12 protein-coding genes and 1 pseudogene are annotated in these 14,812 nt (G+C 70.3%); 6 read left to right on the forward strand and 7 right to left on the reverse strand.

The window, feature by feature from the left end; genetic code table 11:
- The first annotated feature begins 194 nt into the window (after positions 1–194).
- Positions 195–1,502, forward strand: coding sequence for a tRNA (N(6)-L-threonylcarbamoyladenosine(37)-C(2))-methylthiotransferase (locus R6U01_RS05660; RefSeq protein WP_410285485.1), 1,308 nt, complete (start codon positions 195–197; stop codon positions 1,500–1,502).
- Between the two features lie 15 nt (positions 1,503–1,517).
- Here R6U01_RS05660 and R6U01_RS05665 read toward each other — a convergent pair whose 3' ends face one another.
- Positions 1,518–2,126: a trimeric intracellular cation channel family protein gene (locus R6U01_RS05665; RefSeq protein ID WP_410285499.1), complete on the reverse strand. Its 609-nt coding sequence runs from the start codon at positions 2,124–2,126 to the stop codon at positions 1,518–1,520.
- Positions 2,127–2,208: 82 nt separating this feature from the next.
- A complete protein-coding gene (locus R6U01_RS05670; protein ID WP_410285486.1) occupies positions 2,209–4,269 on the reverse strand; it encodes an AMP-dependent synthetase/ligase in 2,061 nt (686 codons plus the stop codon).
- A gap of 210 nt (positions 4,270–4,479) precedes the next feature.
- On the opposite strand from R6U01_RS05670, the gene R6U01_RS05675 reads away from it, so the two are divergent.
- Complete coding sequence (locus tag R6U01_RS05675; protein WP_410285487.1) at positions 4,480–6,393, forward strand: helicase C-terminal domain-containing protein; 1,914 nt, start codon at positions 4,480–4,482, stop codon at positions 6,391–6,393.
- 294 nt (positions 6,394–6,687) lie between these two features.
- Entirely contained in the window at positions 6,688–6,879 is a 192-nt protein-coding gene (locus tag R6U01_RS05680; RefSeq protein WP_410285488.1) for a UPF0175 family protein, read from the forward strand.
- A gap of 113 nt (positions 6,880–6,992) precedes the next feature.
- On the opposite strand, the gene R6U01_RS05685 is transcribed toward R6U01_RS05680, so the two are convergent.
- Complete coding sequence (locus R6U01_RS05685; RefSeq protein WP_410285489.1) at positions 6,993–8,099, reverse strand: 60S ribosomal export protein NMD3; 1,107 nt, start codon at positions 8,097–8,099, stop codon at positions 6,993–6,995.
- Positions 8,100–8,264: 165 nt separating this feature from the next.
- On the opposite strand from R6U01_RS05685, the gene R6U01_RS05690 reads away from it, so the two are divergent.
- Positions 8,265–8,618, forward strand: coding sequence for a DNA-binding protein (locus R6U01_RS05690; RefSeq protein WP_410285490.1), 354 nt, complete (start codon positions 8,265–8,267; stop codon positions 8,616–8,618).
- The gene (locus R6U01_RS05695; protein WP_410285491.1) at positions 8,619–9,212 is read left to right on the forward strand and encodes an asparagine synthase-related protein; all 594 of its coding nucleotides are present in this window, start codon (positions 8,619–8,621) and stop codon (positions 9,210–9,212) included.
- A 98-nt stretch (positions 9,213–9,310) separates the two neighbouring features.
- Here R6U01_RS05695 and R6U01_RS05700 read toward each other — a convergent pair whose 3' ends face one another.
- The 4 genes from R6U01_RS05700 to R6U01_RS05715 all read right to left on the reverse strand — a co-directional run bounded on the left by R6U01_RS05700 (position 9,311) and on the right by R6U01_RS05715 (position 14,219).
- Entirely contained in the window at positions 9,311–10,273 is a 963-nt protein-coding gene (locus R6U01_RS05700; protein ID WP_410285492.1) for a carbohydrate kinase family protein, read from the reverse strand.
- Positions 10,274–10,339: 66 nt separating this feature from the next.
- Positions 10,340–11,644: a DHH family phosphoesterase gene (locus tag R6U01_RS05705; RefSeq protein WP_410285493.1), complete on the reverse strand. Its 1,305-nt coding sequence runs from the start codon at positions 11,642–11,644 to the stop codon at positions 10,340–10,342.
- A gap of 72 nt (positions 11,645–11,716) precedes the next feature.
- Positions 11,717–12,181, reverse strand: coding sequence for a universal stress protein (locus tag R6U01_RS05710; protein WP_410285494.1), 465 nt, complete (start codon positions 12,179–12,181; stop codon positions 11,717–11,719).
- Positions 12,182–12,626: 445 nt separating this feature from the next.
- The gene (locus tag R6U01_RS05715) at positions 12,627–14,219 is read right to left on the reverse strand and encodes a heme-binding protein (protein WP_410285495.1); all 1,593 of its coding nucleotides are present in this window, start codon (positions 14,217–14,219) and stop codon (positions 12,627–12,629) included.
- Positions 14,220–14,384: 165 nt separating this feature from the next.
- On the opposite strand from R6U01_RS05715, the pseudogene R6U01_RS05720 reads away from it, so the two are divergent.
- Positions 14,385–14,812: pseudogene (locus R6U01_RS05720) on the forward strand (lycopene cyclase); the annotation flags it as partial.

The raw sequence follows: 14,812 nt of genomic DNA on the forward strand, positions 1-14,812 counted from the left end.
TCGGTTCGAATCCCACTCCCACCGTCGGCACGCGGCGCATGTCGCGCCGCGGGCATCTCGTGCGGGGATTCGAATCAGAGAGCGACCGACAGGGAGCGACCGTGGTTCGAATCCCACTCCCACCGTCGGCACGCTGGGCACTCGCCCCCGATCCGTCGTCCTTTTGACCGCGCGTCAGTTACTACGCATACTCGATGGCGACGTACCACATCGAAACCTACGGCTGTAGTTCGAACCGGGGTGAGAGCCGGGAGATAGAGCGCGCGCTTCGCGACGGCGGCCACCGCCCGGCCGACGGACCCGAAGACGCCGACGTCGCCATCCTCAACACCTGTACGGTCGTCGAGAAGACGGAGCGGAACATGCTCCGCCGCGCCCAAGAGCTCCAGGAGACGACGGCCGACCTCGTCGTCACCGGCTGTATGGCGCTCGCGCAGGGGGACGCCTTCCGCGAGGCGGGGATCGACGCCGAGATCCTCCACTGGGACGAGGTCCCGACGTACGCGCTCAACGGCGAGTGTCCGACGACCACGCCCGACGCCGAGCCGGTCCTCGACGGCGTGGTCGGCCTCCTCCCCATCGCGCGCGGCTGCATGAGCAACTGCTCGTACTGCATCACGAAGTTCGCGACCGGGCGGGTCGACTCGCCGTCGGTCGAGGAGAACGTCGAGAAGGCCCGCGCGCTGGTCCACGCCGGCGCGAAGGAGATCCGCGTCACGGGACAGGACACCGGCGTTTACGGCTGGGACGACGGCGACCGGAAGCTCCCGGAGCTGCTCGACCGCATCTGCGACATCGACGGCGAGTTCCGGGTCCGTCTCGGCATGGCGAACCCCGGCGGCATCCACGGCATCCACGAGGAACTCGTCGACGTGTTCGCCGAGAACGAGGAGCTGTACGACTTCATCCACGCGCCGGTCCAGTCGGGGTCCGACGACGTGCTGGAGGACATGCGCCGGCAGCACCGCGTCGACAAGTTCCGCGAGGTCGTCGAGACGTTCGACGACCGGCTCGACCACTGGACGCTCTCGACCGACTTCATCGTCGGCTTCCCGACGGAGACCGAGGCCGACCACGAGCGTTCGATGGACCTCCTCGCCGAGGTCCGCCCGGAGAAGATCAACGTCACCCGCTTCTCGAAGCGGCCCGGCACTGACGCCGCCGACATGAAGGGACTGGGCGGGACGGTCAAGAAGGAGCGGTCGAAGGCGATGTCGGAGCTGAAGATGACGGTCGTCGGCGAGGCGTACGAGTCGATGGTCGGCGAGCGCTACGAGGTCCTCGTCGTCGAGGAGGGCACCGGCGACTCGGTGAAGTGCCGCGACTCCGCGTACCGCCAGATAATCGTCCAGAACGCGACCGAACGCGGCGTCGACGTGGGCGACTTCCTCGAGGTCGAGGTGACCGGCCACAACACCGTCTACGCGTTCGGCGACCCGACCGAGGAAATCGAGCCCGTCGAGGGCGACGATCCCGCCGAGTCGGGCGCGTCGTCGGCGTAACGTCGCGGCGGCGGCTCAGCGCCTCGGCAGTTCCAGGTCCCGCACCGTGGGAAGCTCCCAGCCGTAGCTGACGGCGGTCAGCCGCACGGCGACGGTGACCGTCGCACAGAGGCCCGCGGCCGTGCTTCCGGCCAGCCCGACGGCTCCGGCGGCAAAGTAGGCGAGACCTCCCAACACGGCGCAGGTGGCGTAGAAGTCTTCGAAGAGGATGAACGGCGCCCGGTCGAGGAGGATGTCGGCGAACGCGCCGCCGCCCACCGCGTTGATCGTCGCGATCGCGACGACGCCGAACGCGGAGACGCCCGCCTCCGTCGCGACGATCGCCCCCGCGGTGGCGAACGCGGCGAGTCCGATCGCGTCCGACACGAGCGTGATCGGATGGGTGTCCGGCGACGCGAGCACGACCTGCAAGGCGATAGCCAGGCTGACGCCGACCAGCCCGAGACCGATCTCGATCGGCGACTGCAGCGCGAGGGGCGTCCGCAACACGAGCACGTCTCGCGTCACTCCGCCGGCGAACGCCATCGCCAGCCCGACGATGGCGATTCCGAACAGATCGAAGTCCTCGCGGATCGCCTTCGCCGATCCGACCAACGCGAACGCGATCAGCCCGATGGTGTTCATCACCGCGAACGGGTCGCCGAACAGCACGAGAAGGAGCTCCCGGCTCACGGTCACCGTCCGGCGGCCGAGCAGTTGAATGTACCTACTCCTCGTAGATCATCTCGACCTCGTCGGCGAAGCGGTCCAGGATGTTGCGCCGCTTCTTCTTCATCGTCGGCGTGAGCAGGTCGTTCTCCTCGGAGAACTCCTCCTCGACGAGGCGGAACTGCTTGATCCGCTCGTAGGGCTCGAACTCCTCGTTCACGCGGTCGACCTCCTCCTCGATGCGCTCGCGGACCCGGTCGTCCCGGCAGAGCGCGCCGCGGTCGTCGGGGAGGTCGATCTCCTCGGTCTCTCCCCACGACTCCACCTTCTCGAAGTTCGGGACGATGAGCGCGGAGACGAACTTGCGGCCGTCGCCGAGCACGACGCCCTGCTCGACGAACTCGTTCGCGGCGAACCGGTCTTCGATCGGGCCGGGCGCGACGTTCTTGCCGGTCGAGAGCACGAGCAGCTGCTTGGCGCGCTCGCGGAAGGCCACGTACCCGTCCGGTCGGAGCTGGACGATGTCGCCCGTGCGGAACCACGGCTCGTCCGGGTCGCCGCCGCGCTCTTCCGGCGGCGTGCCCGCGACGGTCACGTCGTCGGGGAGCGCACCGGCGTCGACGAACGCCTCCGCGGTCGCGTCCGGGCGGTTCCAGTACCCCTCGGTCACCTGCGGGCCGCGGACGAGCAGCTCGCCCACGTCGCCGGCGAGGTCGGCGACTTCTCCGCCGACGACCGTGCCGTCGAGGGCGATCTCGGTGTCGACCACCGGCGGGCCGATGGTGCCGACCTTCGGCTCCTCGGGCGGGTTGACGCTGATCACCGGCGAGGTCTCCGTGAGCCCGTACCCCTCCAGGATGGGCAGGTCCATGGCGTGGTACAGCGCGCACAGCTCGGCCGACAGCGACCCGCCGCCCGAGATGAAGAAGTCGACCTCGCCGCCGATCGCCTCCCGGACCGACGAGAAGACGAGCCGATCGGCGATCGCGCGCTTCGCGTCGAGCAGGGCCCCCGGCGCCTCCGCCTCGTGGTGGGCCCGCCCGACGTCGACCGCCCACTCGAAGATGCGCTCTTTCACCGGCGACTCGCTCGCCTGCTCACGTATCGCGTCGTACAGCTTCTCGTAGACGCGGGGGACGCTGGTGGTCGTCGTCGGTCGCACGAGCCCGAAGTCCTCGCGGAGGGTGTCCGGACTCTCGGCGTACCCCACCGTCGCGCCCGCCGCGAACATCATGTAGTGACCCGCCATGCGCTCGAAGACGTGCGCGAGCGGGAGGAAGGAGAGCGTCGTCGACTCGGTCGAGATCCCCGGCACGTCCGGGTCGCGGTCCGGACGGTCGGCGAAGCGGCGGTAACACTGCGAGACGTTGTCACGGAAGTTCGCGTGGGTGAGCCGGACCCCTTTCGGCTTCCCGGTCGTCCCGGAGGTGTAGATGAGGCTGGCGAGGTCGTCGACGTCGACGGCGTCGATCCAGCCCTCGTAGGTCGCTTCGTCGAAGGCGTCGCCCCCGATGTCGTGGAGTTCGCCGAGCGTGTACACGTCGTCGGCGTCGAGGGCGAGGTCGTCGCCCGACGCGTCACCACCGAAGTCGAGTCCGCCCGCGTCCACGTCGTCGAACGAGACGACCGCGTCGAGGTCGTGCGAGAGGTCGGCGGCGACGGCGAGCACCTCGTCGAGGAGGTCGCGGTTCTCGACCACGACGACGGTCGCGCCGGGGTCCTCCAGCAGGTACCGGACCTGATTCGGCGAGGAGGAGGCGTAGACGGTCGTCACGACCCCGCCGGCGGCCAGGGCCGCGAAGTCGGTCTGGGCCCACTCCATCCGCGTCTCCGCGTAGAGCGCGACCCGAGTTCCGGCGTCGACCCCGATCTCCCGGAACCCGGCGGCGAGCCGCCTGACGACGTCGCGCATCTCGGCGTACGTGACGTCGGCGTACTCGCCGTCGGCCGCGGCCGGGAGGACGCCCTCGGCGACCAGCGAGCGGTCGTAGATCCCGCCCTTGTATCGCTGGGCGGTCCGGTCGGCGTTCCGCTCGGCGGACCGCTCGAAGGTGCGCGGGAGCGTCTCTCGGGCGACCACGTCGTCCGTGAACTCCCGTTCCGCCTCCTGCCAGTGCATACCCCCTTCGACCCACCCAAACGTTATAAACGATCGGGTAGTTTTGAGTTCATTCGGAGAGGCGTCGGAATCCCGGACGGAGCTCAGCGGCCGCGTTCGCTCCACGAGCGCCCGCGCCGCCGCACACTGAGGGCGACAATCCGGGACGAACTCCCGGACTCCTCCGTCGCGAGCCGAGGGTTTAATTCCGGGAGGGAGCGAGGGACCCCTGTGGACCCCGACCGGATCCCCGCCGAGTTCCCCGCCCCGAGCTTCCGCGGCGCGCAGGAGCGGGCGCTCGCGGACATCCGCGACGCGTTCGCCGCCGGCAACGACGTGGTCCTCGTGCGCGCGCCCACCGGAAGCGGGAAGTCGCTGCTCGCGCGGGCGGTGATGGGCGCGGCCGCCACCGTCGACGAGACGTCACCGAGCGAGGCGACGGGCGCCTACTACACGACGCCGCAGGTGTCGCAGATCGACGACGTCGAGGCGGACGACCTGCTCGACGACTTGGCGGTGATCCGCGGGAAATCGAACTACGACTGCATCCTCCCCGGCGAGCACGACACGCCGGTCAACCGCGCGCCCTGCGTCCGCCAGCAGGGGTTCGACTGCTCCGTGAAACACCGCTGTCCGTACTTCTCCGACCGCGCGATCGCCTCGGGCAACCGGTACGCCGCGATGACGTTAGCGTACTTCATGCGCACCGCGGGCTCCGAGGTGTTCCGGAAGCGCGACGTCGTCGTGATCGACGAGGCCCACGGGCTCGCCGAGTGGGCGGAGATGTACGCGACGATCGAGCTCTCGCCCCAGCGCGTCCCCGTCTGGGACGAGGTGGGCGTCCCCGACGTGGCGGCCGACGCCGGCCCGGAGGAGGACGCGCTCGACCGCACCGCCCGGTTCGTCGCCTCGCTGCGGGACACCGCGAAGCGCGCGAAAGACGAGCTGACCGGGCGGCCCGAGCTCGACCGCGAGGAGGTCGCGCGCCGCGACCGCCTCCAAGAGCTGATAAGCGAGCTCGGCTGGTTCTTAGAGGACTACCGCGACCTCGACTCGCCCACGACGTGGGTCGTCGACCAGCCCGACGGGGAGGGGTCGCCGCTGGCGATCAAGCCGCTGGACCCGGCCCGCTACCTCCGCCACACCGTGTGGGACCGCGGGAACCGGTTCGCGCTGCTGTCGGCGACCATCCTCTCGAAGGAGGCGTTCTGCCGCGGGATCGGCCTCGACCCGGCGAACGTCGCCCTCGTCGACGTCGAACACACGTTCCCGCTGGAGAACCGCCCGTTGTACGACGTGACGCGGGGACCGATGACCTACGAGCACCGCGACGAGACGGTACCGAAGATCGCCCGCCTCGTCGTTCGGCTGATGGCCGAACACCCGAACGAGAAGGGGCTGATCCACGCGCACTCGTACGACATCGCCGGGCGGATCGTCGAGAAGCTGGGCGAGTTCGGCGTCGCCGCGCGGGTCCGGCGCCACGGGCGCGAGAACCGAGACGCGGAGCTGGCGGCGTGGAAGGCCAGCGGCGACCCCGAGGTGTTCGTCTCCGTGAAGATGGAGGAGGCGCTGGACCTGAAGGGCGACCTCTGCCGCTGGCAGGTGGTGTGTAAGGCGCCGTACCGCAACACGAACGACTCGCGCGTCGCCCGCCGCCTCGCCGACGACCAGTGGGCGTGGTACCACCGGACCGCGCTGCGCACCGTGATTCAGGCGTGCGGCCGCGTCGTCCGCGCGCCCGACGACTACGGCGCGACGTACCTCGCGGACGACTCCCTGCTGGACCTCTTCGACCGCGCACAGGCCGACACGCCGCCGTGGTTCCGCGACCAAATCGACGCGATGGCGACCCCGACGCTGCCCGAATTCGATCCCGCCGCCGCGCTCGCCGGGAACGACGCCGACCCGTCCGGTCCGTCTCGGGCCGGACGGAACCGGGCGACCGGCGTCGGCGGGGCGTCCAGTCGCGGCGGCTCCGCCGGTGGAGGAACCGGGAGCGCCGGGACCGGCGCGGGCGACGCCGCCGGATCGAACGGTCAACGCGGGAGTGACGGCGACGCGGGCGGGACGCGAACCCGCTCGGAAACCGACGCCGAGCGACGATCGGATCACCCGCTCTCCGACGTCTGGGGCGACGGCTGAGGAGGCGCTTCACGCCGCGAGCGCGGCGGTCCCGAGGGCGTCGACGGCGGTTACAGCAGCGAGACGCCCCAGGCGGCCATGGAGCTCACCATGAGGAACGCGAAGAACAGCGCGAAGATCTGTTGTCGGTTCATACCGCTACTGCGCCGTAGACCGCTATAATTCCTGCGGGCCGTCGTCGGTAGTGGTTATACGCCGCCGTTTTCGTCGACTGTCAATATATATCGTATAAGGTGTATCATGGACCTCAATCAATTAGTAACCTTCATAAACCTACACGGGTCTACTGTAGGTATGGCAACGAAGGGCCTCTCGAGTGCGCTGACGCTGTACGGTGCGCGAACGCTGACACTCTCTCAGGCGGCCGCACAGGCGGGCCTGAGCGAGGCCGAATTCATCGAGCAGTTGGAGCGCCGCGGTATCGAGGTCACCGAGTCCGAGCGCGCCGCCGCACTCGACGCGGAGTCGACCGTCCGCGCCGACTGACGGCTCCCGTTCTCCCTTCTACCGACGGGTCGGCGCGCTCGCCGTCGGCACCGGTTCGATCTCCGCCCGTAGTCTTCCCGTTCTCCTCGCATCCCCCGTCCCGTACCAGCGACCTACTCCTCCGGAACGAGGTGGACGTCGCCCTCGTGTTCGAACGCGAGGACGCTGTCGGCGTCGCCGTCGACGAAGTCGGGGTTCGGAACCGTCTTCGCCTCGTAGGTGACCGGGTCGAGCACCTGGATGGCGTTCTCGTCTTCCACCGTCACCACCGTCGTCTCCGCCGCGTCGTCCCTCGTTCCGAGCCGGGTCGCGTCCGGCGCCTCCGCCTCCTCGAACGCCGAGGTGTACGCGTCTCCCGTCGCGAGGCGGACGCCTTGCAGCCGCCCGGAGACGCCCGTGACCAGGACGGGCCCCTCGCCGTCTTCCGGGTCGATGATCTCGCCCTCGGCGTACCGGGGGAGCCGGACCGCGAACGTCACCCGATACACCTCGTTGCCGTCGCCGTCCTCGGTGACGAGCGTCGGGTACGACTCGAAGCTCCCGCCCAGCGCGTCGGTGATCCGGGTCGCGACGTTCTGCGCGAGCCGGTTCGAGGAGAGCTTGACGTTCGGGCCGTCGTCCGTCTCTTTCACCTCCGTGATGAACGCCTCGCGGTCGCCAGCGGTCTCTTGGTCCGCGACGTACGACTCGGCGATCTCGAGCGCCTCGGCGCGCTCCGCGGGCGTCAGCTCGCGCTCGTCCGCGCGCACCTGCACGACCCCGGCGTAGTACCCCCCGGCGATCCGCCCGCACCGGTCGCAGGTCCCCGGCGAGATCTTGACCGGGACGGTGACCTCCGCGGAGCGGAGCGTCCCGCGAACGATCCCGGAGAAGCGGCAGTGCATCCGGACGTTGTTCTCGTCGACCTGCTCGGGCTCGACGCCCCACTCGACGTCCGCGGCGTCGACGTGGACCCCGAGCGCCTCGGCGACCTCGTCGACGGCGACGTCGGTGTAATCGCGCGCGCCGACGTCGCGCCACGACTCGCCGCGGCGGACCGCGCCGCAGCCGGAACAGACCAGCACCTCGATCCGGTCGGGCGCGTCGACGAGATCGAAGTCCTCGAAGTAGCAGTCGTCACACAGCAGCGCGTCCCGTCCGCGCGGCTCGCCGGGGAGCGGCTCGCGCCGCTCCGGGACCGAATCGCCGCACCGCGGACAGAACTCCCGCGACTCGCTCATTGCCGGCGGCTACGCCGAGGAGCCGTTTAAGCGACGCGGACCGTCGGCGCAGGCCGGAGTCGGTCGGTTCCGGGCGGTTCGCCGGCGACGGCCCGCGCTCTCCGCCGCCCCGCCGCCGTCGATTCCTCCGAAATCGTTTTTCGCGCGGGCCGTGAAGGCGTTCGTATGAGCGGGAATCCAGACGACGAACGACTCGAGGAACTGCGAGAACAGAAGATGGAGGAGCTCCGCGAGCAGCAGCAGGGCGGGGGCGGCGACGCCGAGGCCCAGCGCGAGGCCCAAGAGCGCGCCGAGGCCCAGCAGGAGGCCGTCCTCAAGCAGTACCTGACCGACGGCGCGCGCCAGCGGCTGAACGCGGTCGAGATGTCGAAGCCGGAGTTCGGCGAGAAGGTGAAACAGCAGGTCGCGGCGCTCGCCCAGAGCGGTCGGATCCAGGGACGTATCGACGAAGAGCAGATGCGCGACCTTCTGAAGGAACTGCAGCCCGACCAGAAGAGCTTCGACATCCGGCGGCGATAGATGGAGCTCGCGCTCTTGTACAGCGGGGGGAAGGACTCCTCGCTGGCCGCTCACCTGCTCGACCGCTTCTACGACGTCCGGTGCGTCACCGGGAGCTTCGGGCTCACCGACGACTGGGAGCACGCCGAGCGGGCGGCCGCGGAGCTGGGGTTCCCCTTCGAGCGCGTCGATCTCGACCGGGAGGTGGCCGAGGAGGCGGCCGCGACCATGCTCGAGGACGGCTACCCCCGCAACGGGATCCAGCGCGTCCACGAGCACGCGCTGGAGACGATCGCGCGCCGCGACGTCGACGCGATCGCTGACGGGACCCGTCGGGACGACCGGGTCCCGACGGTCTCGCGCGCGCAGGCACAGAGCTTAGAGGACCGCCACGGCGTCGACTACATCTCCCCGCTGTCGGGGTTCGGCCGCCACGCCGTCGACCGGCTCGTCGAGGAGACGTTCGACGTCCAGCAGGGACCGAGCGAGGAGGTGCCGAAGGCCGACTACGAGGACGAGCTCCGGACGCTCATCGCCGAGGAACACGGCGAGGCCACCGTCGACGAGGTGTTCCCGGACCACGACCAGACGTACGTGCACGGCCGAAACGACTAGGCGGGCGACCCGCTGTCGACGCCGTGCTCGTCCCGTCGTCTCGTTCGTCTATTTAAAGATGAGCCGCGCGGCTCGGCCGCAGGCGTGCGGTCGCGGCCTCAGCGACGGTCGGCGAGGAACGACTCCACGCCCGCCTTCGATGGAAGCGCCGTCATTCCGCCTCGCTCCTGCACCGAGAGCGCGGCCGTCGCGTTGGCGAACGTCACCGCCTCGTCGAGGTCGGCGTCGCCGTCGGCGAGCCGGGCGATCAGGCCCGCGGTGAACGCGTCGCCGGCGCCGGTCGCGTCGACGGCCTCCACCGGGAAGCCGCCGTGGCGGGCGGTGCGTTCGCCCCACGGCGCCGCCGCGGTGCTGGTGACGACCGCGCCCGCCTTCCCGAGCGTGACGACGGCGGTGTGCGGGCCGAGCCCCAGCAGGTCGCGGCCGAGCCCCTCGCCCTCGCGCGAGGTGAGCCCGGTCGCGGCCACGTCCTCGTCGCTGGCGAAGACCACGTCGCTGGCGGCGACGATCTCGCGGACCGCGTCGACGACGGCGTCGCGCTCGCCGTCCGGGACGAGGTCCTCGCGGTAGTTGACGTCGAACGACACTGTGAGGCCGCGCTCGGCGGCGGCCGCGGCCAGCTCGCGCATCGCCGCGCGGCCGTCCGAGTGCGTCAGGGCGACGCCGCCGAGGTGGACCCACGAGGCCGGCGCCAGCGCGTCCTCGGGAACCGCCTCGGGCTCGAAGCCGAACGTGACGTCCCCGGAGCCGTAAAAGCGGAAGCGCCGTCCGTCGACGCCGGGCGGCGAGACGACCGCGAGGGTGGTGTTGCCGTCGACGCGCTCGAACGCCGCCGTGGGCAGGCCCTCGTCGACGAGCGTCTCGCGCAGGAAGTCGCCGAACGGGTCGCCGCCGAGCCGCGTCCAGAACGCCGGCGTCGCGTCCAGCCGTGAAAGCCCGACCGCGACGTTGGCCGGCGCGCCGCCGGGCCGATGAGCGAAGCCGTCGACGTCGCGGAGCGTCTCCCCCGGCCCCGGGAGCAGGTCGATCAGCGTTTCGCCGGCCACGAGAATCTCCGCCATGGGAGACACGGGGCCGCCGGGCGACATGAAAGTGTACGGTTTCCCGTCGAGTGCCCGCCCGCGGGTCTACTCGTCGGCGTCGGGCGCGGCCGTCGCCTCCGCTTCGGTCGTCTCGTCTGCTGCCTCGTCCGCCGCGACCTCCTCGGCGACCGCCTCGAACGCGGCGAGGATGACCCGCTTACAGGCCTGTCCCTCCGTCGTCCAGTGGTGCGCGTAGTCGAGCATGTCGTCGTAGATGTCCGGCTTGCAGCCGGCGGCCTGCGGGTGCCCGCCGCCGTTCACCTTCCCGGCGACCTCGTGGGCGTGCCGGAAGTCCTCGGAGCCGCGGATGGACGCGGAGCCGGCGGGCTTGACGATCACCGCGGCGTCGGCGCCCTCGCCGCGGAGCGTCTCGGCGACCTCGTTCTGCGAACACCGGCCGTACGTCACCGCGACGGTCCACTCGCCCACCCCGTGGGTGACCGCGCGGCCGACGGCGGCGTCGATCCGGGCCTCCTTCTCGACGCGGCGGTCGGCGACGAACGCCGCGACGGTCTCGGGGAGGTCGGCGCCGTACGCGCCGACGACCGTCGCGTACTCCTCGCCCCCGGCCCAGTAGGAGTAGTCGGCGAGGTCGTCCGAGCGGGGGTCCTCCTTGATCCAGAGGTCGTGGTCGCGCGTCACCGCCGCCAGCTCGGTCCACCGGTCGTCGAACTCGTGGTCGAGCGAGCGGAGCGCCACGTCCGCCGTGCACTCCTCATCGGACTCGCCGACTACGAGGTCGACGCCGAGGTCCCGGACCGCGGCGGCCGTCTCGTCGTCCCACTGGTGGTGGTCGAACCACCGGATCGAGGCGGTCGTCTCCGCGAGCGCCTCCAGCGGCTCCGCGATCCACTCGTACTCGTCCGGACAGAGGTCGCAGACGAACAGGTCGACGTCGTCGTCGGCGTACGCGAGCACGCGTTCGAGCGAGCTGTCGAGCGAGTACGGCCCCGCCGCGACCAGGCCGACCGGCGACCGCGCGTGGGCGTCGGCGGTGGAGTCGGCTTCGGCGCTCTCGGCCGTCGGCGCGTCAACTTCCTTCTCGCCCGCGTCTCCGTCCGCCTCGTCGCCCGCCTCGTCGTCGTTCGCCGCGAGCCGCGCCTCGATGGCGGCCTCGAAGTCGGCGACGTCGAGGGCGGCGTCGTACGCCTCGCGGATCATCGCCGTGCAGGCGAGCCCGTCGGCGTCGCCGTCAGCGATCACGACCGCCTCGCTCCCCTCGATCGCCTCCTTCGCCAGCCGCTCGGCGCGCTCCTCGTCCAGCGAGTCCGGGTAGAAGAAGCCCTTGCCGGGCAGCCGCGTGTACCGCGAGCGGGGGATCCCCGCCTCGTCGATGAGGTCGTCGTCCATACCGTCGAGCCGAGCGGGAGCGGGAAAACTCCGCCGCTCTCGGGTCGACCGTCGACAACGGGGAGCGGCCCCTCAGACCGACGTTCGACGCGGGTCGTCGTCCGTGAGCTGGCGGACGGTGAGCACGGGGATCGGGCAGGTCCGCACCACGCGCTCAGCCACGGAGCCGATGAGGAACCGGTTCTCCCCGTGTCGTCCGCGCGTCCCCATCGCGACGACGTCGGCGTCGACCTCGCGGGCGTACGCCGAGATCTCGGCCGCCGGTCGCCCCTCGCGCACCTCGACCGTCACGTCCAGATCGGGGTCCCGCTCCGCAGCGGCGCCGGTCACCTGTTCGAGCGCCGACTCGCCCCGCTCGTCGAGCGCGTCGCGGAGGTCCTCGCGGACCTCGTCCGGCGTGGACTCGACCTCGCCGCGATCGACGACGTAGACGGCGTGGACCTCGGCATCGAAGCGCGCGGCGATGTCGACCGCGACGTCGACGGCGCGGCGCACGCTGTCGGAGCCGTCGGTCGCGACCACGATCGTGTCGAACATACGCCACCGTTCGCCGAGGCGATAGTTAAAAACAGGCGGTCGGATCCGATGAGGCGGCGGAAAGAGCGAGAGTGCGGTGGCGACGGCTGTTTATAAACAACCGGCGGGGTGCGGAGGCGCGAGGCGCGGTGCGGTGCCGTGCGGGGTGGGACTCAAAGGGGCAGTCGCGAGGACGAAGGCGACCGCAGCAAGCACCGCAGCGAGGGAGCGACAGCGACAGAGCGAGGAGCGCGGCAAGGCCCCCGAGTCGTCGCGGTTGGGGCTTTGGAGATGTTCACCGGCGATCCGCAGTCACTCATTTATAAGTGAGCGGCTGGTGCTTTGGAGATGTTCACCGGCGATCCGCAGTCACTCATTTATAATCGAGAGACGAGGACGTTGGAGGCATTCACCGCGGGTCCGCCGGGACGGTTTAATTATAAAAGCCGCCGCACGCTCGGCGTCGCTACGCGAGGAAGACGTGCCGCGGCCGGTCGGCCAGCACCTCGCGGCCCCACTGGACGGTCTCGCGGAACTCGTCGGAGCCGAAGAACGCCATCGCGTCCTCCTTCGCCTCCCACTGGCTGGCGATGAACATGTCGTTCTCGTCCTCGACGTTGGCCATCAGGTCGGTCTCGACGTGGCCGTCCATCTCGGAGAGCAGGTCCTCGACGCCGTCGAACGTGTCGACGAAATCGCCCCGGTGTTCCGGCTTGACGGTGTAGAACATCCCCATGGTGCCGAAGCCGGACTCCTCGCCGGCGCGCGCGACGACCTCCGGCAGCTCCGAGAGGAACCCCGCGGCGGTCTCGGCGGCCGAGCCCGTCTCCCAGATGGAGACGACGGCGGCGAGGTCGGTGTGTCGCCCCTCGTACACCGCGGTCTTCACGTGGGTGCCGTAGTGGTCGAAGTTCCCGCGGAGCCCCTCGACCTCGTCGAACAGCTCGTCGACGTCGGCCTCGCTGTACAGCACCGTCGCGTACACGTCCTCGCCGTGGGGCTTCCCGGCGTAGATGTCCAGGTCCGCGAGCTCGCCGCGGATGTCCTCGTCGGCGACGCCGTCACCCCCGCCGCTCGCCGACTCCTCGCCGTGCGGGTGATCGCCCTCGCCGCTCGCCGTCTCCTCGCCGTGCGGATGATCGCCGTGCGCGGAGCCGCCGGCGGCGCCGGCGTGCTCGTGCCCCGAACCACCGCTCCCGTGGCCGTCGTCGCCGTGGTGGTCGCTCTCACCGTGCGCGTGCCCGTGGCCCTCCCCGCCGTGGGTCCCCTCACCGTCGCCCGTGGGCACCGTCTCGCCCGCGAGGTACGCGCCGAGGTCCGCGGGCGGGAAGCGCCGTCCGATATAGAACTCGCCGAACTCGCCGTAGCGCGATGAGGCGGGATCGAACCGCATCTCGTAGACGATGTCCTTGATGTCGGTCGGGTCCGACCCGAACAGCGTGACGCCCCACTCGTGGCTGTCGAAGCCGACGGAGGAGGCGATCACCTGCTTGATCTTCCCGGCGTACTCCTTGCCGACCTCGCCGTGGCCGGACATGAGCTCGGCGCGGTCCTCGAAGTCGAGGTCGTACCAGTTGTACTCCTCGCCGCGGCGCTTGCTCATCGGGTAGAAGCAGACGTACTCGTCGTCCGGGATCTCGGGCGTCAGCTTCCCCTCGATGTACCGCCGGAGGCCGGCGTCGACCTCTTCCGGTCCCTCCTCGAAGTACGCGTCGGAGACGTAGCCGGAGACCTCGGTGACCGAGACGTACGAGGTCGTCCGCTCGGTGACGGTCGCGAGCGCGGTGTCCTCGAACCGGCGCTCGATCGACGAGAGATCGTCGAGCGTGGGCCGGAAGTGAACGAACAGGAGGTCGGCCTTGTGCCCGAGCACGGAGAACAGCCCGGAGTCCCCCTCCTCGGCGTCGGCGACCAGCTCGCGGTGTTTCAGGAAGGCCTCGCCCTCCTCGATCGCTCGGCGTCGCTCCCGCTCGGTGGCGTCGCGCCACGCGTCCCAGTCGATCGACCGGAAATCGTGCAGCGCGAACCACCCCTCCTCGGTCTGTGGTGCCTCGACCATACGTCGACTTGGGTCCCCGGGACTTAGGGGTTTGCGAGTCGTCGTCGCGTCTCCGGAGTCGAAGCCGTCGTCGCGTCTCCGGAACCCGCGTCGTCTCGACGAGCCGAGGTGTCGGACTTGTGAAACCCCCAACAAGATTAATCGTGCTTAGCGCGTTGGTGGCGCATGGCCATCGCCCGGCACGAACGCGGACTACGAGCTGACCTGCGAGCGTTGCTCTCGCAGGTCCACCCGGTGTTCATGTTGCCGCCGCTCGCGGCCTCGTGGTTCGGTGCGGCCGTCGCCGGCGAGTTCGGTCTCACGGTGGGCGCGATACACATGAGCGCCATCTTCCTCGCGGTGTACACGGCACACGTGAAGGACGGCTACGTCGACTTCCACCGGCGCGGCGAGGACGACGATCACCCGATGACGGTCCGCGGCTGCCGGCTCTCCCTCCTCGCCGCCGGCGTCGGCTTCGCCGCCTGTACGCTCGCGCTCGGCGCGCTCGTCGGTCCGGGCGCCGCGCTCGTCACCCTGCCGACCTGGTTCATCGGGTACCTCCACGCGCCGCAGCTCGACACGAACCCGTTCACCACGACGCTGGGGTACCC

The organism is Halorubrum sp. (genome assembly GCF_046498025.1).
In the GTDB taxonomy this organism is placed as follows: Archaea; Halobacteriota; Halobacteria; order Halobacteriales; family Haloferacaceae; genus Halorubrum.